This window comes from Methylocapsa acidiphila B2, assembly GCF_000427445.1.
GTDB classification, from domain to species: domain Bacteria; phylum Pseudomonadota; class Alphaproteobacteria; order Rhizobiales; family Beijerinckiaceae; genus Methylocapsa; species Methylocapsa acidiphila.
The window spans coordinates 97,724-119,630 of record NZ_KE386496.1; the positions used below are offsets into that span (position 1 = coordinate 97,724).

19 protein-coding genes are annotated in these 21,907 nt (G+C 62.2%); 5 read left to right on the plus strand and 14 right to left on the minus strand.

Going from position 1 to position 21,907, the window contains the following annotated elements:
• Window positions 1-95: 95 nt before the first annotated feature.
• Window positions 96-1,247 (minus strand): adenylate/guanylate cyclase domain-containing protein, encoded by a 1,152-nt coding sequence (locus METAC_RS0101545; protein ID WP_245257399.1) that lies wholly within the window; start codon window positions 1,245-1,247, stop codon window positions 96-98.
• A gap of 52 nt (window positions 1,248-1,299) precedes the next feature.
• Window positions 1,300-3,681, minus strand: coding sequence for a HAMP domain-containing sensor histidine kinase (locus tag METAC_RS0101550; protein WP_051335296.1), 2,382 nt, complete (start codon window positions 3,679-3,681; stop codon window positions 1,300-1,302).
• 233 nt (window positions 3,682-3,914) lie between these two features.
• On the opposite strand from METAC_RS0101550, the gene METAC_RS21845 reads away from it, so the two are divergent.
• The 4 genes from METAC_RS21845 to METAC_RS0101580 all read left to right on the plus strand — a co-directional run bounded on the left by METAC_RS21845 (window position 3,915) and on the right by METAC_RS0101580 (window position 8,168).
• Window positions 3,915-4,634, plus strand: a complete 720-nt coding sequence (locus tag METAC_RS21845) for a Pr6Pr family membrane protein (protein ID WP_051335297.1) — start codon at window positions 3,915-3,917, stop codon at window positions 4,632-4,634.
• Window positions 4,635-4,956: 322 nt separating this feature from the next.
• Window positions 4,957-5,817: an NAD(P)-dependent methylenetetrahydromethanopterin dehydrogenase gene (locus tag METAC_RS0101565; RefSeq protein ID WP_026605687.1), complete on the plus strand. Its 861-nt coding sequence runs from the start codon at window positions 4,957-4,959 to the stop codon at window positions 5,815-5,817.
• Between the two features lie 19 nt (window positions 5,818-5,836).
• A complete protein-coding gene (fchA, locus tag METAC_RS0101570; RefSeq protein ID WP_026605688.1) occupies window positions 5,837-6,466 on the plus strand; it encodes a methenyltetrahydrofolate cyclohydrolase in 630 nt (209 codons plus the stop codon).
• A 217-nt stretch (window positions 6,467-6,683) separates the two neighbouring features.
• On the plus strand, window positions 6,684-8,168 hold the full coding sequence (locus METAC_RS0101580; RefSeq protein WP_026605689.1) for a hypothetical protein: 1,485 nt from the start codon (window positions 6,684-6,686) through the stop codon (window positions 8,166-8,168).
• A gap of 10 nt (window positions 8,169-8,178) precedes the next feature.
• Here METAC_RS0101580 and METAC_RS0101585 read toward each other — a convergent pair whose 3' ends face one another.
• Complete coding sequence (locus METAC_RS0101585; RefSeq protein ID WP_026605690.1) at window positions 8,179-8,388, minus strand: DUF2842 domain-containing protein; 210 nt, start codon at window positions 8,386-8,388, stop codon at window positions 8,179-8,181.
• Between the two features lie 103 nt (window positions 8,389-8,491).
• Here METAC_RS0101585 and METAC_RS0101590 point away from each other — a divergent pair, with 103 nt between their 5' ends.
• Window positions 8,492-9,607 (plus strand): COX15/CtaA family protein, encoded by a 1,116-nt coding sequence (locus tag METAC_RS0101590; protein ID WP_026605691.1) that lies wholly within the window; start codon window positions 8,492-8,494, stop codon window positions 9,605-9,607.
• A gap of 43 nt (window positions 9,608-9,650) precedes the next feature.
• Here the strand turns inward: METAC_RS0101590 and METAC_RS0101595 are convergent, their stop codons facing one another.
• From METAC_RS0101595 to METAC_RS21855, 11 genes are all read right to left on the minus strand, one after another.
• Window positions 9,651-10,061, minus strand: a complete 411-nt coding sequence (locus METAC_RS0101595; protein ID WP_026605692.1) for a DUF2147 domain-containing protein — start codon at window positions 10,059-10,061, stop codon at window positions 9,651-9,653.
• 113 nt (window positions 10,062-10,174) lie between these two features.
• Window positions 10,175-10,855, minus strand: a complete 681-nt coding sequence (locus METAC_RS24970; RefSeq protein WP_156898069.1) for a hypothetical protein — start codon at window positions 10,853-10,855, stop codon at window positions 10,175-10,177.
• Window positions 10,856-11,567: 712 nt separating this feature from the next.
• Window positions 11,568-11,867 (minus strand): hypothetical protein, encoded by a 300-nt coding sequence (locus tag METAC_RS0101610; protein WP_026605693.1) that lies wholly within the window; start codon window positions 11,865-11,867, stop codon window positions 11,568-11,570.
• Between the two features lie 71 nt (window positions 11,868-11,938).
• Window positions 11,939-12,571, minus strand: a complete 633-nt coding sequence (locus METAC_RS0101615) for a hypothetical protein (RefSeq protein WP_026605694.1) — start codon at window positions 12,569-12,571, stop codon at window positions 11,939-11,941.
• A gap of 401 nt (window positions 12,572-12,972) precedes the next feature.
• Complete coding sequence (cysK, locus tag METAC_RS0101620) at window positions 12,973-13,968, minus strand: cysteine synthase A (RefSeq protein WP_026605695.1); 996 nt, start codon at window positions 13,966-13,968, stop codon at window positions 12,973-12,975.
• Window positions 13,969-14,281: 313 nt separating this feature from the next.
• Window positions 14,282-14,917 (minus strand): peroxiredoxin, encoded by a 636-nt coding sequence (locus METAC_RS0101625; RefSeq protein ID WP_026605696.1) that lies wholly within the window; start codon window positions 14,915-14,917, stop codon window positions 14,282-14,284.
• 224 nt (window positions 14,918-15,141) lie between these two features.
• On the minus strand, window positions 15,142-16,455 hold the full coding sequence (locus tag METAC_RS0101630) for an O-acetylhomoserine aminocarboxypropyltransferase/cysteine synthase family protein (RefSeq protein WP_026605697.1): 1,314 nt from the start codon (window positions 16,453-16,455) through the stop codon (window positions 15,142-15,144).
• Window positions 16,456-16,589: 134 nt separating this feature from the next.
• Entirely contained in the window at window positions 16,590-17,102 is a 513-nt protein-coding gene (locus tag METAC_RS0101635; RefSeq protein ID WP_026605698.1) for an L-2-amino-thiazoline-4-carboxylic acid hydrolase, read from the minus strand.
• 239 nt (window positions 17,103-17,341) lie between these two features.
• Window positions 17,342-18,163: a lytic murein transglycosylase gene (locus tag METAC_RS0101645; RefSeq protein ID WP_026605699.1), complete on the minus strand. Its 822-nt coding sequence runs from the start codon at window positions 18,161-18,163 to the stop codon at window positions 17,342-17,344.
• Between the two features lie 203 nt (window positions 18,164-18,366).
• Window positions 18,367-19,221 carry a polyphosphate kinase 2 family protein gene (locus METAC_RS0101650; RefSeq protein WP_026605700.1) on the minus strand — a complete coding sequence of 285 codons (855 nt, stop codon included), beginning with the start codon at window positions 19,219-19,221 and terminating at the stop codon, window positions 18,367-18,369.
• 27 nt (window positions 19,222-19,248) lie between these two features.
• On the minus strand, window positions 19,249-21,747 hold the full coding sequence (locus tag METAC_RS21855; protein WP_051335299.1) for a plasma-membrane proton-efflux P-type ATPase: 2,499 nt from the start codon (window positions 21,745-21,747) through the stop codon (window positions 19,249-19,251).
• Between the last annotated feature and the right edge of the window lie 160 nt (window positions 21,748-21,907).

Here is a 21,907-nt window from a genome sequence, read left to right on the forward strand (position 1 = left end):
TGCGCTCGATTCCGACGCAGGGGCCGTCGACCAATAAATCCAATGAGCTGTAGGATCGATTCCGATGATGCGCGTCATTTTCCAGAGTCGAACGACTAGATGATCTCATAGGCGCAAACCTCGCGCCGAAATCCCTTGAGCGGCATCGGCGGCAGGGAGCGCGCCTCGAAGAGGCCGGCTTCCGCAAGTTTCTCGACAGAGTGAAAAACCCGCGCCTCCACCAGGATTCGGCCTGCGCCAGCCTCGTCGCACAGGCGCGAGGCGAGATTGGGGACGCTGCCGACGGCGGCGTAATCGAAGCGCCGCTCGAATCCGATCCGGCCGAGCGTCGCGTCGCCTTGCGCGATGCCTATGCCGAAACCCAAGTCGTGACCGCGGGCCTTCCAGATTTCCGCGAGCGCGAACACGCTCTCGCGCATGTCGAGCGCCATGCGGACGGCGCGCTCGGCGTGATCGGGGCAGGGGAGCGGATCATTGAACAAGGCCATAAGCCCATCGCCGGCGAAACGCTCGAGCGTGCCCTCATAGGCGTCGATATGGCGTCCGAGAGCGCGATGATATTCGTTCAGGATCGTCATGACGTCGTCGGGCTTGGCCGTTTCGGCGAAGGCGGTGAAGCCACGGAGGTCGCAGAACAATACGGTGACTTCGCGTCTATGGCTCTCGAGTAGGCGCTCCCCGCCGCCGCTCGCGGCGACGAGATCGGCGATCTGCGGCGACAGGAAACGCTTGAGCCGGCTGATCCTTTCGATCTCCGCGACCTGCTCCGCGACCCGCGCCTCGAGCGTTTCCTTCCATGCCGCGAGCTCCTTGGTCTGCGCGGCGAGGGTCTCGGCTTGGTCCTGGACAATGTCGTGCAGCGCCTTGATCCGCAGCATGGCCCGCACCCGCGCCACGAGCGCCGCCTGGTCGAAGGGCTTTGTCAGATAGTCGTCGGCGCCGGCGTCGAGCCCCGCGATGACCTCCGTTCTATCTGCTTTGGCGGTAAGAAGGATCACCGGGATGAAGCCGAGGCTTTCGTCCCGCTTCAAGGCTTGCAGGACCGATATGCCGTCGAGCTTCGGCATCATCACGTCGAGCAGGATGAGATCAGGCTTGAGCGCGCGCGCCGCCGCGAGCCCTTCCTCCCCGTCGGATGCGGCGGCGATCTCATAGCCGTGCGCGCGCAGCCGCATCGAGACGATCTCGAGATTTTCCGGCACGTCGTCGACGGCGAGGATCAGGGGCGGGCTTCGCAAGGGGTTCACATTTCCTTTGAAAGCGAGATTCAGACATTCGCGCCCGACGCGGCGGCGGACGTTAAGGCGGCGCTTTTTGTGTCTCGACCCGAATTGGCAAGGCGATCATAAAGGTCGATCCGACGCCGACCGTCGAGAAAACCTTGATCGCGCCGCCGTGCATCTCGACAAAGCGCTTGCTGATCGAGAGGCCGAGCCCGACGCCGCCGCGCCGCCTCGTGCTCGCATTGTCGCCCTGATGAAAAGCGTCGAAAATACGCGCCTGCTCTTCGAGCGATATGCCGACTCCCGTGTCCTCGACGGCCAGCTCGAAATATTCACCCCTTGCGTGCGCCCTGATCGTCACGCCGCCCGCCTCCGTGAATTTGATCGCATTGCTCACGAGATTCAGCAAGACCTGCGTCAAGCGTCTTTCGTCGCCGCGCCCGACGGGAAGGACCTCGTCGATGTCCGCCGTTATGGAAAGTCCTTTGGCGCGGGCGAGCGAATAGGCCGTGGCCGCAACCTGCTCGACAAGATTGCGCATCGAATAGTCGCCGAGGTCGAGGGAAAGCTCGCCGGCTTCGAGCTTAGCGAGATCGAGCACGTCGTCGATGAGGCCGAGAAGATGGGCGCCATTGGCGCTCACGCTGTCGAGCGCGCGCGTCGCGCCTTCCGGTAGCGCGCCATAAAGACCGTCGCGCAGCAACTCGGCATAGCCGAGGATAGCGCTGAGCGGGGTTCGCAATTCATGGCTCATGTTGGCGAAGAAGCGCGACTGATGCTCATTCGCCAAGGCGAGCTTGCGGCTGGTGTCTTCGGCTGCGTGATAGAGCCGCGCATTATGCATCGCGAGCACCGACTGGTGCGCGAAGGTCTGGATCAGCCCGATCTTTTCCGCGGCGAAGCGGCCGGGGGTCCGGCTTTGAATGAGGAGCGCGCCGAGCGCCCCTTCGCTTCCGGTCAACGGAACGATTAGCGCTGATCGAAAGCCGGCGGCGAGCGCCGCGGTCTGCGATGGAAAACCCGGCGCTTCGCTGATTTCGAGGATTTGCACGGCCTCGCCGCCCCTCGCCGCCGCGCCGAGCAGACCGTCAATTCGGCTCACGCCGGTTTCGTCGCGCAATGTGGCGACGAAAGAGGGCTCGAACCCATGCGCCTCGGCCAGACGGAAGGTCCCGCCTTCCTGGTCGAAACTATAGATCGCGCCGCCATCGGCTTCGGTCAACTCGACCGCTCGCGTCAGGATCGTCGCGAGCAATTCCTTGAGCTCGAGCGAGGACGCCAGAGCAAGGCCGATTTCCTCTAGCGCCTTCAATTCGCGCACCGACTGGGCGAGATCGCGGGTCCGTTCCTCCACCTTTTGCTCGATTCTGGCGTAATTCGCCCGTAGCTCGCGCGCCATGTCATTGAACTCGTCCGCCAAGGTCTCGATTTCGTCGCCGGTGCGAACGATGATCTCCTGGCTGAAGTCGCCAGCGGCGAGCCGCGCGGCTCCGGCTTGAAGAGCCTTGATCGGAACCGTCATTCGCCGCGCGAGCAGCATGGCCGCGCCGGCGCAGAGCACGAGGCCGAGCGTGTAGAGCCAGCTGAGGCGGACGAGAAGATCGTAAACCGGCCCGTAAGCCGCGGCCAATGGCTGCTCGACGAACAGAAGCCAGTTCATCCGCGCGTTCTTGGCCGCGGCGGCGAGGACCGCGTCCTGGTCGAGGTTGAATCCGACGTCGATGGCAGCGTCGGAAGTCACGAGCGCCGCAACTTGGGGTAGCGCCGACATGTTCGTTTCGAGCGGCTTGAGGCTCGGATCCGTATGGGCGATGAGCTTGCCGTCCGTGGCCGTGATATAGGCCGAGACGTTATGGTCCGATTGGACGCCATTCAGGACATCCGTGAGGAAAGCGAGCTCGATTTCGGCGACGACGACTCCAGCGTCCTCGCCGGCGCTCGCCATCGACATTTGCAAGCGCGTGCCTGTCTGCGAAGCAATGACGGGGCCGAACCAGGCCACGTCCTTTTGCGCATTGCGGAAAGCGTCCGTCAGGCTCCAATTGTCGCCGCTGTCGACGACCGCCGTCGTGCGCGAGACGCTGAGGATCTCCAGACCGGCGCCATCGATCTGGACGATCCTGGCGATCGCCGGATTGATCTCTAGAAGCAGCGCGTAATCCGCGCGGCGGCGCTCGCGGCTCTCGTCCCCGGCGCGCGCCGCCCAGCCGATCTGCCGCTCGAGCTCCAGCACAAAATGCTCAATGCGCCGCGCCGCCGCTTCGGCCTTATCGCCTTGTGATTGAAGCATCGTGGTCTTGGCATTGCGGTAGGTGACCCATGCGTCGATAGCGCCGCTGATCGTCAAAACGAAGAGGACCAGCCCCACAAAAGCGAAAGCGTATTTGCCGAATAGGCTTCCGCGCGGCCGCTCGTCGATCTGCAGCTCCACCGGTTCGCCTTCGTTGCGTTGCGCCATCGCTGCTAAATCACGATGTATTTGGATGGAGATATCCAAATAAATGAAACGCGATCGCGTTTCGAGAGCAGGACTTTCCGCGAAAAACCGGATTCCACTCTTTCGCCTCCTGCTTGGGCGCCTAGCCCCGACCGGAGCGCCGGACCCCTAGCGAGGCTCGCCCATGGCATTTTGAGCGCGGTGATCCATTTTTCTGGGAAACCCCCACGCATGATCCAGCGGAGGATGCCCAGATGTATGGCGTTTCGGAAATTGTCGCTCCCGTCAAGACGTTGCGTGCGCTGGAGCTTAAGCGTGTTTGCGCTGCGGCTATAGCAAGCTTGGCGTGGTTCGCCTTGGTGGTCCAGGTCTATTTCGACATCAGTGATGCTCTCGCCAACAACCTGTCGGTCACGAACGGGCTTGTGCAATATTTCAGCTTTTTCACGATCCAGACGAATATGTTGATCGCGTTGATTCTGACAGTCTCCTTTGCGCGGCCGCAAGCCGAGCCATTCCTCATGCGGCCGAGCGTCAACTCGGCGCTCGCCAACTATATCGTGATCGTCGGCGTGGTCTATGCGCTTCTTCTGCGCCACCTTTGGGACCCGCAAGGGCTGCAATTTGTGGCCGATCGGGTGCTGCATGACGCGATTCCGGCGCTCTATCCGCTTTATTGGCTCGTGTTTCATCCGAAGGGACGGCTGCGCTGGATCGATCCGGTCATTTGGCTGATCTATCCAATTGTCTATTTCGCTTATATCCTTCTGCGCGGCGCGGTATTCGGCATTTACCCCTATCCGTTTGTCGACGTCATCAGGCTCGGCTATTCCGGGGTCGCCATCAACGCGATGTTTTTCCTGGCGGCGTTTTTCGCTCTGGGCGTGTTCTTCGCCGGGGTCGATCGCGCCTTGGCCGGGCGCGAAAGAAGGCTGCTGGCCGGCTTGGCAGAGCCGCCGAACTCTGACAAATAGTCTTCCGATCACTCCCGTCGAAGCTCGAAGGAGGGCGCATGGCCGTCTCTGAGACCGATCCCACGACCCGAAACGTAGAGAGAGCTTTCTCAATCAATTGATCGATTTTTTCGATCAATACATGCTCCACGCCTCCGAGCCGGCGCGTGATTGCCTAGCCTCGCGACAGCTCCCGCCGAGGCCGGCCCATCCTCCAAGGGGCGGCCCACACGAGGCGCTTCGAGGCCCGCCGGCGCCGCCGAGCGATTCGACCGCCCAGGAAGGCGTTTCGCAGCCTTTTAAGTCCCTCCGGCAAATTCCGCCCTAACCCAACGAGACCGTCATGACAAAAAAACTTCTCTTCCTGTTGGATACCGATCCGGCGCCGAGCGTCTTCGATACGGTCGTCGGCTATGACGGCGGCGCCGATCACGTCATAGGTTATGGCGGCGTGACGCTCGAAAACGTCGGCGCGCTCGTCGACGGCGCGATCTACACGCGCGGCCCCAAGGAAAAGCAATTCACCGCGATCTTTGTGGGCGGCGGCAATATCGTGGCGGGCGAGGCGGTTTTCGAGGCGGTGAAGAAACGCTTCTTCTCGAATTTTCGCGTGTCTGTGATGCTGGACAGCAATGGCTCCAACACCACCGCGGCGGCCGGCGTCGCGCTGCTGGCGAAAGCCAAGCCGCTCGCCGGCAAGAAGGCCGTGGTGCTCGCAGGCACGGGTCCTGTCGGCATGCGCGCGGCGGCCATGCTGCATATCGAAGGCGCCGAGGTCGCCATCACCTCGCGTTCGAAGCAAAGCGCGGAAGCGGCCAGCAAGGCGATCAATGACCGCTTCGGCTTCACGCCGGCGGCGATCGGCGCCGCCGACAACGCCGCCCGAGCAGCCGCCGTCAAGGGCGCGCACATTGTGTTCGCCGCGGGAGGCATTGGCGTGCCTTTGCTCGACGAAAAGGATTGGCAAGACGATCCCACGATCGAGATGCTCGCCGATTGCAACGCCCAGCCGCCGGTCGGCATCGGCGGGGTCGACCCATTCGACAAGGCCAAGGAGCGCCATGGCAAGATCGTGATCGGCGCGCTGGGGCTCGGCGGCCTCAAGCTGAAGCTGCATCGCGCCTGCGTCGGTCAGCTGTTCGAAAGCTCCGAACAAGTGTTCGATGCCGAGAATATTTACGCGCAAGCCAAAGCTCTAGCGTGACATCGGGGACGCGACAGTCATGACGAAGAACAGTTCCATCGCGGCCTTTCTCGACGATCTGGCCAGCGAGCGTCCAACCCCCGGCGGCGGCGGCGCGGCGGCGGTTTGCGGCGCCATAGGCGCGGCGCTCGTTTCCATGGTGGCCAATCTGACCATCGGCAAGAAAAACTATGAATCGGTCTCGGAGGATCTGGCGGCCGTGAACGCCAAGGCCGAGCATCTGCGCGCGGAACTGACCGGCGCCATCGAAGAGGATGTCGCAGCGTTCAATTCCGTGATGGGTGCTTATGGGTTGCCGCGCGGGACCGATGAAGAGAAAGCCGCGCGCACCGCCGCCATTCAAGCCGCCTTGAAGGAGGCGACGCTTGCGCCGCTGCGCGCCGTCAAAGCCTGTTTCGAGGTCATCCGCCTTTCCGCGGCTGCAGCGGAGAAGGGCAATCTCAATGTGATCAGCGACGCGGGAGTCGCCGTGCTGGCGGCCAACGCCGGGCTGCGCAGCGCGGCTTTGAACGTGTTCATCAACGCCAAGGCGATCAAGGACCGAGAATTCGCCGAAAAGCAGCTCGCCGAGGTCAATTCGCTCCTCTCGCAGGCGGCCGAGGCGACCGAGACCGTCTACGAAACTGTGCGGGCCAAGATCGGCTCTTGAGTTCCGAGATCGGCGCATGAATTTGGGGCGCGGCGAAAGCTTCGGCTGCGCCCCTTGCTTTCGATCGCTCGCCGGCGGTTCCAAGTTGGGATCGCCGGATGAAGCTTCGAAAGAAAAACCTCTTTATCGTTCATTAAGTTTGCTTCGGCCCGAAATATTAACTTCGCCGAAACCTTAACGTCGTCTCCTGAACGCGTTAAGATTCGGGAGCGGGCCCATGGGCTGGACGGACTGGGACGCGCCATGCTTGGAGCGTTCTCGGGAAGATGACTTCACTCCGGTGCGCGACGCCGTTGCGGCCTGGACGTGGAAGGTGGTCGTCGCGCCCGCGGCAGGCCTGGTCCTGATTTGCGTTTTTTTCCTTGCGGCGACGCCGCGCTACGAGGCCGAGGCGCAGGTCCTGCTAGCGCCGTCGGCGAACGTCGGAACCATAGAAGCAGACGCCGATGAGTTCGCCTCTCTCCGGGGCCAGACTCAACTCATCGCCTCGCGCGATCTCGCCCGCCGCGCGATCAAGGAGCTCGGAATTGAAGCGAGGCCGGAGTTCGACCCTCTGAACGGGGGGCTAGGTCCGGCCGCCCGCACGCTCATTTTGCTTGGCCTTATTCGTGATCCGGCCCGCATGAGCCCGGAAGAGCGCATTCTCAAGTCCTACGAGGATCGATTGAGCGTCAAGGCCGCGGAGGGCGCCGGGCGGCTCACCATCGCTTTCCAATCGGAAGACCGGGATCTCGCGGCGCGCGCGGCTAACCGGATCGCCGATCTCTTTCTCGAGATGCGTGCCGACGCCGGGTTGAGTGAGACTGACGCTAGCGTCGTCTCGCGCGCGACGGCGCCGGCCTTGCCGGTTTTTCCGGGCTACGCGATTCTGCTCGTGTTCGGAGCGGCGGCGACTCTTTTCACGGGCCTCGCCGCATGGGCGTCGAACGCGTTTTTGCGCGTGCTTCCGGCAAGCGGCATTGGCGAGGAACCCTTGCAGCCGCCGCGCGCCCTGGGTCAGGCGCCGGTTTTCGCCCGTTTCGCCGAAACCGCCCATGAAGCGCAGGAGCCGCCGAAAAGCGAGCTGGTCAGCCGCGCGAAGACGGATAATGCGCAGGCCATGAGCGAGGTCGTCGCACGGATCGCCGCCGGCTCGAATGCGTCCAGAGGCGCGCGCATCCTCTTCACGAGCCTTGCGGCGGCTGTGACTGCCCCTCAGGCGATGCAGGCGCTAGCGGGCCAGTTTGGGCGCGAGGGTAGATCGATCGTGATCTTGCTCGACGCGCGGAGCGGCGGCGTTTGGAGCGGTCGGCGAGAGGGCTCGGAAAGATCCGGATCGGTTGAGGCGCCGCGCCTTGGCGATCTCCTGGCGGGCAGGGCCTCCTTCGCCGAAGTGATTCGCCGCGACCCTGGCTCCCGGCTCCATTTCGTCGCGGCGGGACCGGAGGAAGCGATTGATCTTCGAGAATTCAGCAGCGTTCTCGATGCATTGTCCCGGACCTATGATTACATTCTCTTGGCTGCGCCTCCGGTCGACGAAGAGCCTTTGGCGCAGGAACTTGCCGCCGAGGTCGATTTCGTCGTGCTTGCGGCGCCTCCGCCCCCCGAAGAAAGCGCGGCGATCGCGGCCAAGGCCCATATGCTCGCCGGCGGCGCGCAGGAAGTCCTGATTATCGGCGCGTCGGCCGCTTGTCGCCCATGCCTCCGTCAGGACGCTGCCTGACGCGCCGACTTCAGTCGTCGGGCCGTTCCATCCATTTGATGAGCGGCATCAAGGGAAAGATCCACGCTAGGCCGAGCGCTGCGAGGATCAATCCTCGAACGACTTCCGGCATCTCCCGAATGGCGAGGCCCTGGGCCAGGACCATGGCCAAGAGCGCATAAGCGAGAGCAAAGCCAAGGGTGACGGCCGCGCCGATAAGTTTGCGAATCCGGCGGCGCATAATTTCTCCCGAATGGACTGCGGCGTCCTGGCGATGGACGGGGCCTCTTCAGGGCTTTATGTCGGAGCGACGTTATCGGTCAATATTGTAAAGGGCTCGGCGCATGGTCGGTTTGGTTCATGGCGCGGCGGCGCCCGGCGCGGCCTTACCGATTGACTCGCACGTTCAATATCGCGCTGTGGCGATCTGGCTCTGGAGCCTCGCGGCGCTCGTCTTTTTGATGGTTATAGTCGGCGGCGCGACCAGGCTGACGGAGTCGGGCCTGTCCATTACCGAGTGGAAGCCGTTAAGCGGCGTATTGCCGCCCTTGAGCGAAGCAGCGTGGCTGGCCGAATTCGAGAATTATAAAAAGATTCCGCAATATGCTCAGGTTTTTCCGGATATGGATCTGTCCGGCTTCAAGTTCATCTTTTTCTGGGAATGGAGCCATCGGCTTCTCGGGCGCTTGATCGGGGTCGCGACCGCTCTCCCCCTGGCCTTTTTTTGGGCGCGAGGGATGCTCCCCAAAGGCTTCAAGGCAAAGCTTCTCGGCGTTTTGGCGCTCGGCGCCCTGCAAGGATTCGTTGGCTGGTGGATGGTGAAATCCGGCCTCGTAGGTCGGATCGAGGTGGCTCAGGAACGGCTGGCCATTCATCTTCTTTTGGCGTCCGCGACCTTCGCCGCCCTGGTCTGGCTCGCGGCTTCTCTAACACGAAGCGCCCGGGCAGGCTCTGAACGCCCTGCGCCGGGGCTGAGTTGGTTCGCGAACGGCTTTATCCTTTTGGTCTTGCTGCAGATCGGCCTCGGCGCTTTGGTCGCGGGACTGCGCGCCGGGCGGGCCTTTAACAGTTGGCCCTTGATCGACGGCGCTTTCATCCCGCCGCGCGAAAAATTGCTCCTCCTGGAGCCGATCTGGCGGAATTTCGTCGACAATATGCTGCTGGTGCAGTTTCAGCACAGAATGGTCGCCTATGCGCTTCTCGCCGTCGCGCTCTTGCAGGCGCTCTATGTTTGGCGGCGCGCCGGATCGGGGCCCGACGCGCGCCGCGCTTTAATCCTCTTCGGCCTTGTCGGCGCGCAAATGGCGATTGGCGTCGCCACCCTCGTCCTCGCCGTCCCGCTCGCCGCGGGCCTTCTCCATCAGGCGTTCGCGATGATCGTTTTGGGCGCCGCCGTCATCCACGCCGAAGCGCTCTGTCGGCGGCGGAAGCCCGGCGAGGCCTATGCGAGCGCCGATTGATCCTAGGCGAGCCTCTTTGGCTTCGTGGCCGATTTGGCCGGGCTTACTTGACCCGAACCCAGGTTTCGGAGCCGCAAAGGGTGCTATTGGGGACGCAGCCTTGGATTTGAAGAGCGCGCTCGCTTTGTAGCGAGACCTTGGCGCTATAAAATTGGCCGTCCTCGGCATTGTAGGTTGTCCCGGTCCAAAGATTATTTCCGGCCGGCCGCAGATTGATCAGAACTTCAATGCCAAGCACGGAACGGCTGCGTTTGGCGGGATCCGGATTTTTTTCGTCGCGGCCCGGAGCGGTCCGCGTCGTGGCGACGAAGCCGCAATATGCGCCGCCGCATTTGCGGATTTGCACGGTGGCATTGCCGTCCGCCACTCTCCACTCGCCTATCGGGTCGGCTTTCGCCAGGCCTGCGCCGAAGGCGGCGAAGGCGATCGCGCTCAGGATCAATCGACGTTGCATGGGTCCTCCGTATTCTTTCGATGGTTCAAGACGCGCCTCAGCGCCCACAACGGCGCGCGTTCCAGCGCAAGGGTGTAGCTTTGGAAATGAGTTTCGTGAAGTCAAACTGCAGCTCAAGGCAGCGCGGCGTCGCTCAAATCTGCGTTCGTCGCGCGCGCGACGAGAGATTGGCGCGCACGCGACTTTGCCGTGAGAGCTTCGGCCGACTTCGGCGACGGAGATCTTTCCGCATGCGCCGGGAGGGGCCTCATTCTCTCTCCGCCTTTGGCGCCGGGAGCGGTGACGAGGAAATCCGCGAGATCGGAGGCGCCTTTGGCGACAACATAGTTGACGGCGGCGTCGTCGAGCGCGCTCCAGGGGTCCAGGTCCGTCGCGATCCCCTTTGCGAGAAGGCCGTCTTCAAGCCTGAACGCGCGCTTTTTCGCGGAATCGAAAACGTCGAATACGATCGTGACTTCAACTCCCGACGGACTCTGCGCGGCGTTGAGGTAGCCGCGCATGAGATAGTCGGCGTTTTTGACGTCGGACAGCGCGATGTCGCGTAGAGCCGCTTCTTCAGCAAAGGCCTTTTTCACGTGGTCCGCGACAGGCTCAGGAACGCCGCTCACGCTGACCAAGACGATGCTGGCGCTCCGCGCCTTGAGGCCCTCGGGCCGCTGCTGCGAAGCGACCTGAACTGACGGCGCGGCGAACGCATCGACGCCGACGACGAGACTCGCCGCAACTAAGGCCACGAACGCTGCTTTGGCGAGGGATTTCGTTGGAGATCCGCGTAGGCTGTCTGATCGAACCATGGCTCTCTCCCCTCTGCGGCTATGCCAAGTCTCTTCTTGGGTCTACGGACGGACCAAGTCCCTGGGGGCGACTCCGCGGCGGCGCTGCGCCGGCGCGCGGAGTTAGAACATGCTCCGGCTTTTTGATCTGGAGCGAGCTCTTATCAGTCGTATGGTTTCGTCCAATTCGAACGCGCTTTAGAGCCACGTCTCAGGTTTCGACACGTAAACGGAAACTTAAGAGACGTCCATAGCGGCCGGGATGCGGCTAAGCCGCTTGATGGCGTCGGCGGGCGGATAAAAGCCGCGGCTTGTTCTCGGCTGCCCGCCAAACGAGCTTTTCCTTATTCGTTCGGCCCCTTCATAAGGCCGATTCATAAACTGAATAAACTACTGATATTAAATAGAAAAAACTTGTTTTGTCGAATCTCGCGCCGAGCGTCGGACGGTTGCTTTGGCTTCGCGTAGGCGGCGTCGACAGAAATGCAACAGTCGCTGGAAAACGACTTGAATACCCGCGCGGGCGCGCGGATGACGCCCCGAGCAGCGTTGTTTCGATCTTTAAGGCGCGTATGAGGAATAGACGAGGCTCGTCGAAGCGACCGGCGTCTCGCCTTGCGCGGCGTTTGGGCGCCACGGTTCGGTAAGCGCGCCTGAGGCCGCGCGCCTTATGTTAGGGGGCAAGCGGCGCAGGCGCCAACGGCGAGCCTGCGCGCGGCGTTGCGACCTGAGCCTATCTCACATGTAGCGAACGCGAGCCTGCCGATTGTGACGAAGGCGCGAGCGACTTACGGATCGCCTGCGACACCGACGCGACAGTGGTTGAGAACATGCCGACGAAGTAACCGAACTGAAGCCCGGTCACCAACAGGACAATGTCCAGGAAGAGTTGCATAGGGCTTTGCGCGCTGGAAGTCGGAGCGGCCAAGAGCAAGGCGACCGCGAGCCCGCATGTAGGTATCAAAATCAATACCTTGAAACTGCGCCCGAGGACTGTCCCGAACAGCAGGCCTCCAATGAAAAGAACACCCATATCGATCCCTCCCAAGATCACAGAGCTTACCTTGCTTTTTCTTGCCGCTTGCTTTTTTTATTTATTAGAATTTAGCGCGAGTTCTTGTTTTCTACTATTGGGTCTGAAGCGCATTCGCCTATCAGGGACGCGACCGCCGAAGTTAAACCGGACAATTCGACGACCCCGTGAATCGGCGCGGCTCCGTCGTCGATATTGATTTCCAACGCCTCCGAGTTACGCCATGGACCCGTCGCCAATTTTGCGCCGTCCACCGGCAGGCGGACGCCGACGCCCGTCGGAATGACGACTCCTTCAAGGTATGACTCTTGTTCGTTCGCGCGCAAGGTGATTTTCGGTCGCGCATGCGGTGGAAATGGCTCGACCACAATGATGATGGCCTCGACCCCGTGTTCAGCGCAGCGCAGCATAAGTCCGGCGAGACGCGGGTCGGAGCGCGTGAGCGCCGCGACGCGCAATATGGCCGCGAATTCCTTCCCGCCGGAAGCGCCGGGATTGCGAACGCGGCGCCAGGAATCGGCGGCGGACGAGTCGGTTGCTTGCGCCGCCGCAAATATTCGCGTGGAGGCTGACGGCTCATCATGTTGCATCGCAGTATAGACGAGTGCGGCGCACAAGCTCTGGCGCGGGTCGCAGAGATACAGGCACAGGCTAAGTAGGAGAAGAAAAAGGATGCGACAAAGCATGGGCGCGAACTGGTTCATTGCGCTTCAACATAACGCAACAAATGTCCGCTGGCGTTCCGCACGCGCCGCCTCGATGTTGAATTTCGCGGGCTGTGTCAAAAATAGCGCGCGAAAGGTCTGTCAAACAGGACCAACATCCGTTGAACTCGGCCGTGATGATTTTGGATTGAAGTAATTTGAAATCGCAAACCCGTTCGCGCCGTCGAGACCATGCGACAAAGAATCGCGGGCGGCGCATGGTGGGCGGGTCGGTTCAAGAACGCCGCCGGCCGCGTCGCGGCGCGACATGCGTTCAAGACAATCGGCGCACGATCGTCTCGAGCACGCATGCGCCGTCGCGTATTTCGGTGCATCGCCGCCGCGGAAATGGGCGGCGGCGAAAACGTCCTATTGAAGACTCTGGAACGTCGTGCGGAGGATCAGAGTCCGTCAAACAGGGCGGTGGAGAGATAGCGCTCGGCGAAGGATGGAATGATCAGAACGATATTCTTGCCGGAGAACTCTGGCCTTAGTCCGATCTCGATTGCGGCGGCGACCGCCGCGCCAGATGAAATGCCGACCGGAATGCCCTCAAGGCGGGCGATGAGCCTCGCGGTGTCGAAGGCGGTCTGATTGCCTACGGCGACGACCTCGTCGATCAGCGAGCGGTCCAGGATCGCCGGCACGAATCCCGCGCCTATGCCCTGGATCTTGTGCGGTCCGGGCTGGCCGCCTGACAGCACCGGCGAATCCTCCGGCTCCACGGCGACGATGCGCAATCCGGGACGGCGCGGCTTCAAGACCTGCGCGACTCCGGTGATGGTGCCGCCGGTGCCGACGCCCGAAACGAAAGCGTCGATCTGTCCATCCGTGTCGTTCCAGATCTCCTCGGCGGTGGTGAGCCGATGGATTTCCGGATTGGCCGGATTTTCGAATTGCTTCGGGATCACGGCGTCCGGAGTCGATTCCGCGAGTTCCTGCGCCTTCGCGATCGCGCCCTTCATTCCCTGCGGGGCCGGCGTGAGGATGAGCTCGGCCCCGAGGAGGGCCAACATCTTGCGGCGCTCGATCGACATCGATTCCGGCATGACCAGAATCAGCTTATAGCCGCGCGCCGCGGCGACGAAGGCGAGCGCGATGCCGGTATTGCCCGAGGTCGGCTCAATCAGCGTCGTCTTGCCGGGCGTGATCTTGCCGGCGGCTTCCATGACGTTGATCATGTGCGCGCCGATCCGATCCTTCACGCTCGCAATCGGATTGAAGAATTCGAGCTTGGCGAGGAGATTGGCCTTGACGCCTTTTTCCTTGGCGATCTTGCTCAGCCGAACGAGCGGCGTGTTTCCGATCGTCTCCGTGATTGAATCATAGATCCGGCCGCGTCCAGGCGCTGGCGCGGTGTCGGGGCTTTCGGCCTTGGTAGCGGCGGTCTGCGCCATCGGTCATGCTCCAAACGAGGCTGCAGGCGGGACGCCCGCAACAGAAATAATCGCCCGGTGGAAAATCGCCGCCTTAGAGCATGTTCCAAAGTCGATCGGTTTCGTTTCGACCTTCAAACGCCGGATAGATCCGACATCTCACGGGAATATGTTCCAACTTTCCAATCTGAACGCGCTCTAGCAAACAGCCGTAGACGCTTCGCCACTCGGACATATTCATATCGCTCAGCGCGAAGGTCCGATCAAGGCGAACCTCTGCGCCGGCCGCTGCGCGCGAACGCCGCCGTCCGGCGCTCTTGGCGCGCCTAATGACTCAGTCGCGCGGTTGAGGGACGATGCGCAGATAGGGGCGCGGAGCGGTCCAGCCGCTCGGATATTTCTTTTTGGCCTCTTCATCCGACACCGAGGGGACGATGATCACGTCCTCGCCGCTCTTCCAATTCACAGGCGTCGCGACCTGATGTTTCGAGGTGAGCTGCAAGGAGTCGATCACGCGCAGCACTTCGTCGAAATTTCGGCCGGTGCTCGCCGGATAGGTCAAGGTCAGCTTTATCTTCTTGTCGGGGCCGATGATGAAGACCGAACGGACGGTCAGCGTGTCGCTCGCATTCGGGTGGATCATGCCGTAGAGATTGGCGACCGTCCGGTCGGGGTCCGCGATCAAGGGGAAGTTCAGCGCGTGGCCTTGCGTCTCCTTGATGTCATTGGCCCATTGCTCGTGGCTCGCGAGCTGATCGACGCTGAGGCCGATCACTTTGACGTTGCGCTTGTCGAACTCGGGTTTCAGCTTGGCCGTGTAGCCGAGTTCAGTAGTGCAGATCGGGGTGAAGTTCTTTGGATGCGAAAAGAGAACCGCCCAGGAATCCCCGATCCATTCATGGAAGCGAATATGGCCTTCGGTCGTATCCGCTTCGAAATCGGGGGCGACGTCGCCAAGTTGAAGCGCCATTTCTCATACTCCGACTTTGCTCTGCTGGAGGGTTCCCAGGCTGAGCGTTCCGCGGTCGGCCTGTCGCGCCAAGCCTTGCGCGCGATCCCGAACGCTCTCCATTGAAGGATATTAAGTCTAGGATCTATGTCAATAAATAAACCGCAATCTTTAGAACGATTCCATGCCCATGCTTGGGCGCCGCGCCTCGGTCAGGCCGCCTGAGCTTTCTGCTCGTCCTGGCGTCATGCGGCGCGCGCCGGCGCGGCGGCGGCGCTTAGGCTTTGGTCGAGATCGGCTAGAATGTCGTCGATGTGCTCAATGCCGACCGAGAGACGGACGTAACTTTCGGAGACTCCGGTGGCCAGCTGCTCCTCGGGCGTCAGCTGAGAATGGGTCGTGGTCGCTGGATGGATGGCGAGGCTGCGCGAATCCCCGATATTGGCGACATGGTAGAAGAGCTCGAGATGGTCGATGAACTTTCGACCGGATTCGGCGCCGCCGCGAAGCTCGAAGCCGACGAGTCCGCCATAGCCTCCGACGAGATATTTGTCGGCGCGTTCGCGCGCCGCGCCGGTCTGCAGGGACGGATAGATCACCGTTGAGACTTCGGGCTTTTTCAAGAGATAGTTGGCGACCGTCTCGGCGTTCTTGCTATGGCGCTCGATCCGCAAGGCGAGGGACTCGACGCCTTGGAGAATAAGGAATGCGTTGAACGGCGAGAGCGCCGCGCCGAGATCGCGCAACAGCGTGGTGCGCGCCTTGATGATATAGGCGACCGGCCCGAGCGGCTTGACCGCCTCGGTCCAGACCGCGCCATGATAGCTCGGGTCCGGCGTGTTCAAGGCGGGTTGGCGCTCCTTGAAGCCCTCCCAGTCGAAATTGCCTCCATCGACGATCAGGCCGCCGATTGAATTGCCGTGTCCGCCGAGATATTTCGTGGCCGAATAGACGACGATCGCCGCGCCGTGCTCGAGCGGCCGGCAAAGGACCGGCGCGGCCGTGTTGTCGACGATAAGAGGAATGCCGAAGGATCGTCCGATGGCGGCGACCTCGGCGATTGGAAAGACAATGAGCTTGGGATTGGGAAGAGTCTCGGCATAATAGGCGCGGGTGCGAGCATCGGTCGCGCGGCGGAAATTCTCGGGATCGCTCGGGTCGACGAAGCGGACCTCGATTCCCTGATCCTTCAATGTATTGGCGAAGAGATTCCAGGTGCCGCCGTAGAGATCCGTGGAGCTGACGATATTGTCGCCGGCGCGGGCGAGATTTTGCACCGAAAAGGCGGAGGCGGCCTGCCCCGAGGCCAAAGCGAGGGCGGCGACGCCGCCCTCCAGCGCGGCGATGCGCTTTTCGAGCACGTCGACCGTTGGATTGCCGATGCGCGTGTAGATGTTGCCGAGCTCCTTCAGTGCGAAGAGATCGGCGGCGTGCTGCGTGTCGTGAAATTGGTAGGATGTCGTCTGATAGATCGGCACGGCGACCGCGCCCGTGGTTGGATCGGCGCGCCAGCCGGCGTGGAGGGCGAGCGTTTCCGGTTTTTTTGATTGGGGCGCCATGAGAGTCCTCCTCGAGATCAAGCGAATTCGTTCGACGATGTTTCTGATCCGCTCGACACGCTCGCGATCGCGGTTCGCCGGGCGGGGCCGCCGAGACATATATTCTAGTTATTCCCTAAATTAAATAGAGATAACTATCCGTCGCGCCCGGGCTCGTCATCGGGCGCCGGGCCGGTCTCGATCGCGTAACGAAAATCGCAATGATCGGCGCCCTCCATGATGGTTTGGGTCCGGGTCAGGCGGATCATCGGATTAAAGCCGATGCAAAAGGCCTTGTCGCGATTGCACGACAGCACCGCGCCGAGATCAGCGACTCCGAGCGCGCGATACATGTCCGCGTAGCGGCACCTCAACACGTCGAATTCGAGACGGTCGGCCTCGCGCAGCTTGAGATCGATCGTAAGGGCGTCGCCCTCCGCCCAGGCGCTCAATATGTCGGCATAGGCAAGAAGGTCGGGAAAGCCGTTGTTCGGGCCATCGCGCCGCTGCGCCGCGAAAGTTTCGCCGGCTTTCTCGGCGAGCCCAATGACGGCCCGCACCAGGATCGCGATGGCGCGCTCCCGCCCGACATCCTCGGTGAGCGATTCGAGAATGCTCTTGGCGAATTCCGCCTCGATGCGTCGACGCTCGAGCAGGCTTTGGGTCATTCGCGTTAGGAGCTCGAGCAGGCAGTTAGAGCATGTTCCGAGAAGTTTGATCGACTTTTTCGATCAGAACATGCTTCGACTTTTCGATCAGGAGCGCGCCCTTGTCGATTGGACGATTCCATCCAATCGGAACGCGCTCTAGATCTCGAGGCACCGAGAATGTCGCAGCTCTCGAGGCCGGTCAAGCCGGCCTGTGCTTCGGCGGCGCCCAGCTCTCATGAGTGGGCAAGCGAGATCTCTCAGCGTCTTCCAGACCCGCCGTCTCCTCCATCGATCTGGCGGCCGACGATCGCTATCGCTTGCTGATAAACCGAGGCGGCGTTCCACGCCTGGATCGCGGCGAAATTGGCTTCGCCGGGCTGATAGCCGGCGCCTGCCTGCCAGCCATGGGCTTTGAGGAAATTCGCTGTCGAGGTCAAAGCGCCGGTCGGCGTCTCGAGACTTCCGCCCGCGCCATATTCGAGGATGGTCTTGGGCAAGAACTGGGTCTGACCGAGTTCGCCATGCATGGAGCCGCGCGTGCTTCCAGTGATGACTCCACGGTCGACCAGCGTCAAAGCCGCGTAGAGTTGATCGGTGAAATAGGCGGAGCGGCGGCAGTCATAGGCGAGCGTCGCGACGGCTGAGAGAACGTTCTGATTGCCGTGCTCTCGTCCAAAACCTGTCTCCATTCCCCAAATGGCGATGAGCGGTCCCGGCGGGACGCCGTAGCGCTGTTGGATAGACGCGAAAAGGGCGGCGTTGGATTGCTTGAGCGCGCGCCCGCGCGAGGCGATGACCGAGCCGCCGCGCTTGGCGAGAAACTGATCGAGCGACAAATGGAAGCTTCTCTGGCCTCTGTCGGCGGCAATGGTCGCCGTCGCATAATTCGTTCCCATGAGCGCCGCGATCGCCGTGGCTCCGACGCCCTTGGCCTTTGCTTCGCTGGCGAATTGCTGCTTCCATGCGTCGAAGCCGGCCGCCGAATTGCCGCATTGCGCCGCCTCCGCTCCGCCGGCCATCCCCGCGAGCGCCGCCAAGGCTGCGACGGCGATTGTCTTGAACTGCCTACACTTGGTCATTCAGAACTCCCGTCACTTAAAAATTGCTTTAGACGAATCGCTGATTGCGATTCCCGCCCGCTGGAAGGCGAGGTCGCCCGAATCTCGCACCGCCGAGATCGTCGTTACTTCATATCAAAGCGCAGCCGTATCGCCCAGCGCGACTCTTGTCGTCACGCAGAATCAAATTGAGATCGTCCTGCGCGCTGCGTTGCAATATGAGTCTACCTATTCCCGGCCCCTTTCTCTTCCATTGCGGCTGCGTGAAACTTCCGCCGAATGTCGTCGAGATCGACCGTTGGCTTGGGGAAGGACATTTTGAGGTCCTCCATCGTGTCGGCGACGATTTGCGACACGGCGAGATCGCGAAACCATTTGTGATTGGAGGGAATCACATACCAAGGCGCGTGAGGCCCGCTCGTGGCGTTCAACGCATCCTCGAAGGCGCGCGTGTAGTCGTCCCACAGCGCGCGCTCCGAATAATCCGATTCGCTGATCTTCCAGTTGCGCGTCGGATCGTCGAGCCGCTTGGCGAAACGGGCGAGCTGCTCCTCCTTGCTGATATGCAGGAAAAACTTCAGGATCGTCGTTCCGGCCTCATGCAGCCCTGTCTCGAATTCGCGGATGCGCTCGTAGCGCGCGGTCCAGGTCGCTTTGTCGATCAGCTTATGCACCCGCGTGATCAGCACGTCCTCGTAATGGGAGCGGTTGAAGATCGAGATCCAGCCCTTGGGCGGCGTATGCGGATGGATGCGCCAGAGGAAATCATGGGCGAGCTCCACGGGCGTCGGCTCCTTGAAGCCGGTCACTGAGGCGCCTTGCGCGTTGAAGGCGGCGAAGACGTGATTGACGGTTCCGTCCTTGCCGCCGGCGTCGAGCCCCTGCAACACGATTAGCACGGAGCGCTTTCTCTCGGCATAAAGTAAAGTTTGCTGCCGCCTGAGTTTTTCGGCGTAGTGCTCAAGCTCGGGCTCCGCCGTCTCATGGGTCTCATGAGGCCCCTTATAGGCCGGATCGACGTCGGCGAGCCGCAGCGGCTTGTGCTCCGGAGCGACGACAAACTCCTTGCGATAGTCCATGCCCGCCTCCGGGGGTTGCTTAATCGCTCATGCGCCGGCGCGTCCGTGCAAGGGCGTCTTCAGCCTCGATAGGAAAAGGGTGGCGCCGCCGGCCCTGAGCTCGATCTCTCGATAGGCGGCGCGCTTGACGATGTCCTGCACGACCATCCAGGCAAGGTTGTAGATCCAGACGAGCGCAATCAGCCCAAGCGAGAGCGGCGGGACGAGCAACCCGAAATAGCAGAGCAGGGCGGCGACGACCTGGGTCGCGAGAATCGCCCAGAACAGGGCGGGCGCCGGCTTCGGCGTCTCCCAGGCCGCGCCCTTCGTCCGCGTGACGAACAGCATCAGATGGCCGCCGACCACAAGTTGGAGAAAAAGGAGCGTCTGCAGATGCGCGGCGTCGAGCTTCAGAATTGTTCGCCCGATGTAGAGAAGTCCGAAGCTCTGCGCCACGGCCAGCGCGCCGAGCAAGGATGAAATCACGAGCACACGGCTCATGTCCCAGCGCACGGGCCTTTGGGGGACCTCGGCGTGGTCGAAGGCGATCGTCATGATCGGAATGTCGTCGAGCAGCGCCAGCATGATGATCATGACCGGCGTCAGTGGGAAGAACCCATAGGCGATGGTCGCGAGCACGATGAAGACCATGATGTCCAGCGTCATGGCGATGCGGTAGAGCGTGTAGCTCATCATCCGCTCGAAGATCCGCCGCGCCTCCTCTATGCCTTTGATGATGGTGGCGAGGCCCGGCGCGGTGAGGATCAGAGCCGCCGCGGCGCGGGCGGCGTCGGTCGCGCCGGACACCGCCACGCCGATGTCGGCTTGCTTCAACGCCGGCGCGTCATTGACCCCGTCGCCGGTCATGCCGACGATCAACCCGCGGTCCTGCAGCGCCTTGACGATGGCATATTTATGCTCCGGGAAGACCCGGGCGAAGCCGTCGGCGTTGTTAATCTTTTCCGCAATGTCGGATGGGACGGCTCCGCCTTTGGCGACGTCGCCCGTGAAGAGCTCGGTCGCGGGTTGGATATTGACGCCGAGACCGAGTTCGCCGGCGATCTGCTTTGCGATCGCGACATCGTCGCCTGTCACCATCTTGACCCTGACGCCATAGGCCTCGGCCCGGGCGATCGTCTCCTTGGAGTCGACGCGGGGCGGGTCGGAAAGAGGGATGAAGCCAAGAAAACGCCAATTCTCTCCGGGGTCTGCGCGGGCGACGCCGAGGGTTCGAAAACCCTTGGCGGCGAAATCGGCGACGCGCCGGTCCGCCGTCTCGCGCTCGGCGCCCTCCATTTTGACGAGATCGAGGATCACTTGCGGCGCGCCCTTGGCGACCTGGACGATGTTGCCGCTCGCGTCCGCGACTGTCGCTTCGGTCCGCTTCGTCACCGGATCGAAGGGCTGATAGGCCTCGCGCTTATAGGCTCCGAGCGCGGCGCGGTCGCGCTGGCCAGCCAGCACGGCGAGATCGATCGGATCCTCGTCCTCGGCCTTGGAGGCGAGAGCGGCGGCGAGCAATACCGATTGCGGATCAGTCTGGCCCCAGGGGGAGACCTCGCCGAGCGTCAGCTTGTTTTGAGTCAGGGTTCCGGTCTTGTCCGAGCACAGGACTTCCATGCCGGCCATTTCCTCGATCGACTCGAGACGCGAGACAATCGCCTTCTCGCGCGCCAGCATTTTCGCGCCGAGCGCCATGGTCATGGAGAGCACGGCCGGCATGGCGACCGGCACGGAGGCGACGAGCAGAATCAGTACGAATTCTGCGAGCCGCAGGACGCTGACCTCGCGCGAAAGTTCCACGGCCACCAGGATGACGGCGAGCGCCGCCGCGATGGCGATGAGAAAATCGCCGATGCGCATGACGGCGATCTGGAAATGCGACGCGGCGCCCGCCTTTTGCACGAGTTTCGCAGTGCGGCCGAAAAATGTCGCGGCGCCCGTGGCGATGACGACGGCCTCCATCTCGCCTTGCTTGGCGATGGAGCCGGAATAGACGATGTCTCCAGCTTTTTTCGAGACGGGAAGGGATTCTCCCGTCAAGGCGGCTTGATCGACGCTCAGATAGGGGCCGGAAACAAGCCGGGCGTCCGCCGGAACGATGTCGCCGAGCCGGATCTCGATCATGTCGCCCGGAACGATATCGCGCGCCGCGATCTCGCGCCAGGCGCCGCCGCGTAAAACTTTGGCCTTGAGGGCCAGCGCATTCTTCAAAGCGGCCAGCGCATTCGAGGCCTGTCGTTCCTCGAAAAAGCCGAGCCCTGCGTTAAAGGCGAGGAGCGCCAGGATGATTGTAAAGTCGCCCCAATCGTGGACGACCGCGGCCATGAGCGCGGCGGCCTCGATCATCCAGGGAATAGGCCCCCAGAAATAGCGCAGAAGGACCGCCCATTGGCTCGTCTTCTTTTCGTCCAGGGCGTTGGGACCGAATTTCGCGAGTCGGCTATCGGCTTCCGCCGCAGCGAGCCCGAGCTTCGGATTTGCGCCCAACCCCGCCAAAACGTCGGGGACAGGCGCCTTGGAAAAATCGACTGCCTGTGGCGCCATCGCTGTCCCTTCGATCGCACTGTTTCGCGCTAGCCGCGAATACGTCAGCAACACAACCAGAGCTCACGCAGTTTTTCTGCTCTCTATTGCCAAGGCAACACTTGGCGCGGTCGCTGGTTCCACGCGTCGGCGAGGCTTCAACGCCGCAGAACTGTCGCGA

What these genes read in the sequence shown, in the direction of transcription:
- METAC_RS0101550 (WP_051335296.1), bottom strand. Translation starts at nt 3,681, where the DNA reads ATGGCGCAACGCAACGAAGGCGAACCGGTGGAGCTGCAGATCGACGAG.
- METAC_RS21845 (WP_051335297.1), top strand. Translation starts at nt 3,915, where the DNA reads ATGTATGGCGTTTCGGAAATTGTCGCTCCCGTCAAGACGTTGCGTGCG.
- METAC_RS0101565 (WP_026605687.1), top strand. Translation starts at nt 4,957, where the DNA reads ATGACAAAAAAACTTCTCTTCCTGTTGGATACCGATCCGGCGCCGAGC.
- fchA (WP_026605688.1), top strand. Translation starts at nt 5,837, where the DNA reads ATGACGAAGAACAGTTCCATCGCGGCCTTTCTCGACGATCTGGCCAGC.
- METAC_RS0101580 (WP_026605689.1), top strand. Translation starts at nt 6,684, where the DNA reads ATGGGCTGGACGGACTGGGACGCGCCATGCTTGGAGCGTTCTCGGGAA.
- METAC_RS0101585 (WP_026605690.1), bottom strand. Translation starts at nt 8,388, where the DNA reads ATGCGCCGCCGGATTCGCAAACTTATCGGCGCGGCCGTCACCCTTGGC.
- METAC_RS0101590 (WP_026605691.1), top strand. Translation starts at nt 8,492, where the DNA reads ATGGTCGGTTTGGTTCATGGCGCGGCGGCGCCCGGCGCGGCCTTACCG.
- METAC_RS0101595 (WP_026605692.1), bottom strand. Translation starts at nt 10,061, where the DNA reads ATGCAACGTCGATTGATCCTGAGCGCGATCGCCTTCGCCGCCTTCGGC.
- METAC_RS24970 (WP_156898069.1), bottom strand. Translation starts at nt 10,855, where the DNA reads ATGGTTCGATCAGACAGCCTACGCGGATCTCCAACGAAATCCCTCGCC.
- METAC_RS0101610 (WP_026605693.1), bottom strand. Translation starts at nt 11,867, where the DNA reads ATGGGTGTTCTTTTCATTGGAGGCCTGCTGTTCGGGACAGTCCTCGGG.
- METAC_RS0101615 (WP_026605694.1), bottom strand. Translation starts at nt 12,571, where the DNA reads ATGAACCAGTTCGCGCCCATGCTTTGTCGCATCCTTTTTCTTCTCCTA.
- cysK (WP_026605695.1), bottom strand. Translation starts at nt 13,968, where the DNA reads ATGGCGCAGACCGCCGCTACCAAGGCCGAAAGCCCCGACACCGCGCCA.
- METAC_RS0101625 (WP_026605696.1), bottom strand. Translation starts at nt 14,917, where the DNA reads ATGGCGCTTCAACTTGGCGACGTCGCCCCCGATTTCGAAGCGGATACG.
- METAC_RS0101630 (WP_026605697.1), bottom strand. Translation starts at nt 16,455, where the DNA reads ATGGCGCCCCAATCAAAAAAACCGGAAACGCTCGCCCTCCACGCCGGC.
- METAC_RS0101635 (WP_026605698.1), bottom strand. Translation starts at nt 17,102, where the DNA reads ATGACCCAAAGCCTGCTCGAGCGTCGACGCATCGAGGCGGAATTCGCC.
- METAC_RS0101645 (WP_026605699.1), bottom strand. Translation starts at nt 18,163, where the DNA reads ATGACCAAGTGTAGGCAGTTCAAGACAATCGCCGTCGCAGCCTTGGCG.
- METAC_RS0101650 (WP_026605700.1), bottom strand. Translation starts at nt 19,221, where the DNA reads ATGGACTATCGCAAGGAGTTTGTCGTCGCTCCGGAGCACAAGCCGCTG.
- METAC_RS21855 (WP_051335299.1), bottom strand. Translation starts at nt 21,747, where the DNA reads ATGGCGCCACAGGCAGTCGATTTTTCCAAGGCGCCTGTCCCCGACGTT.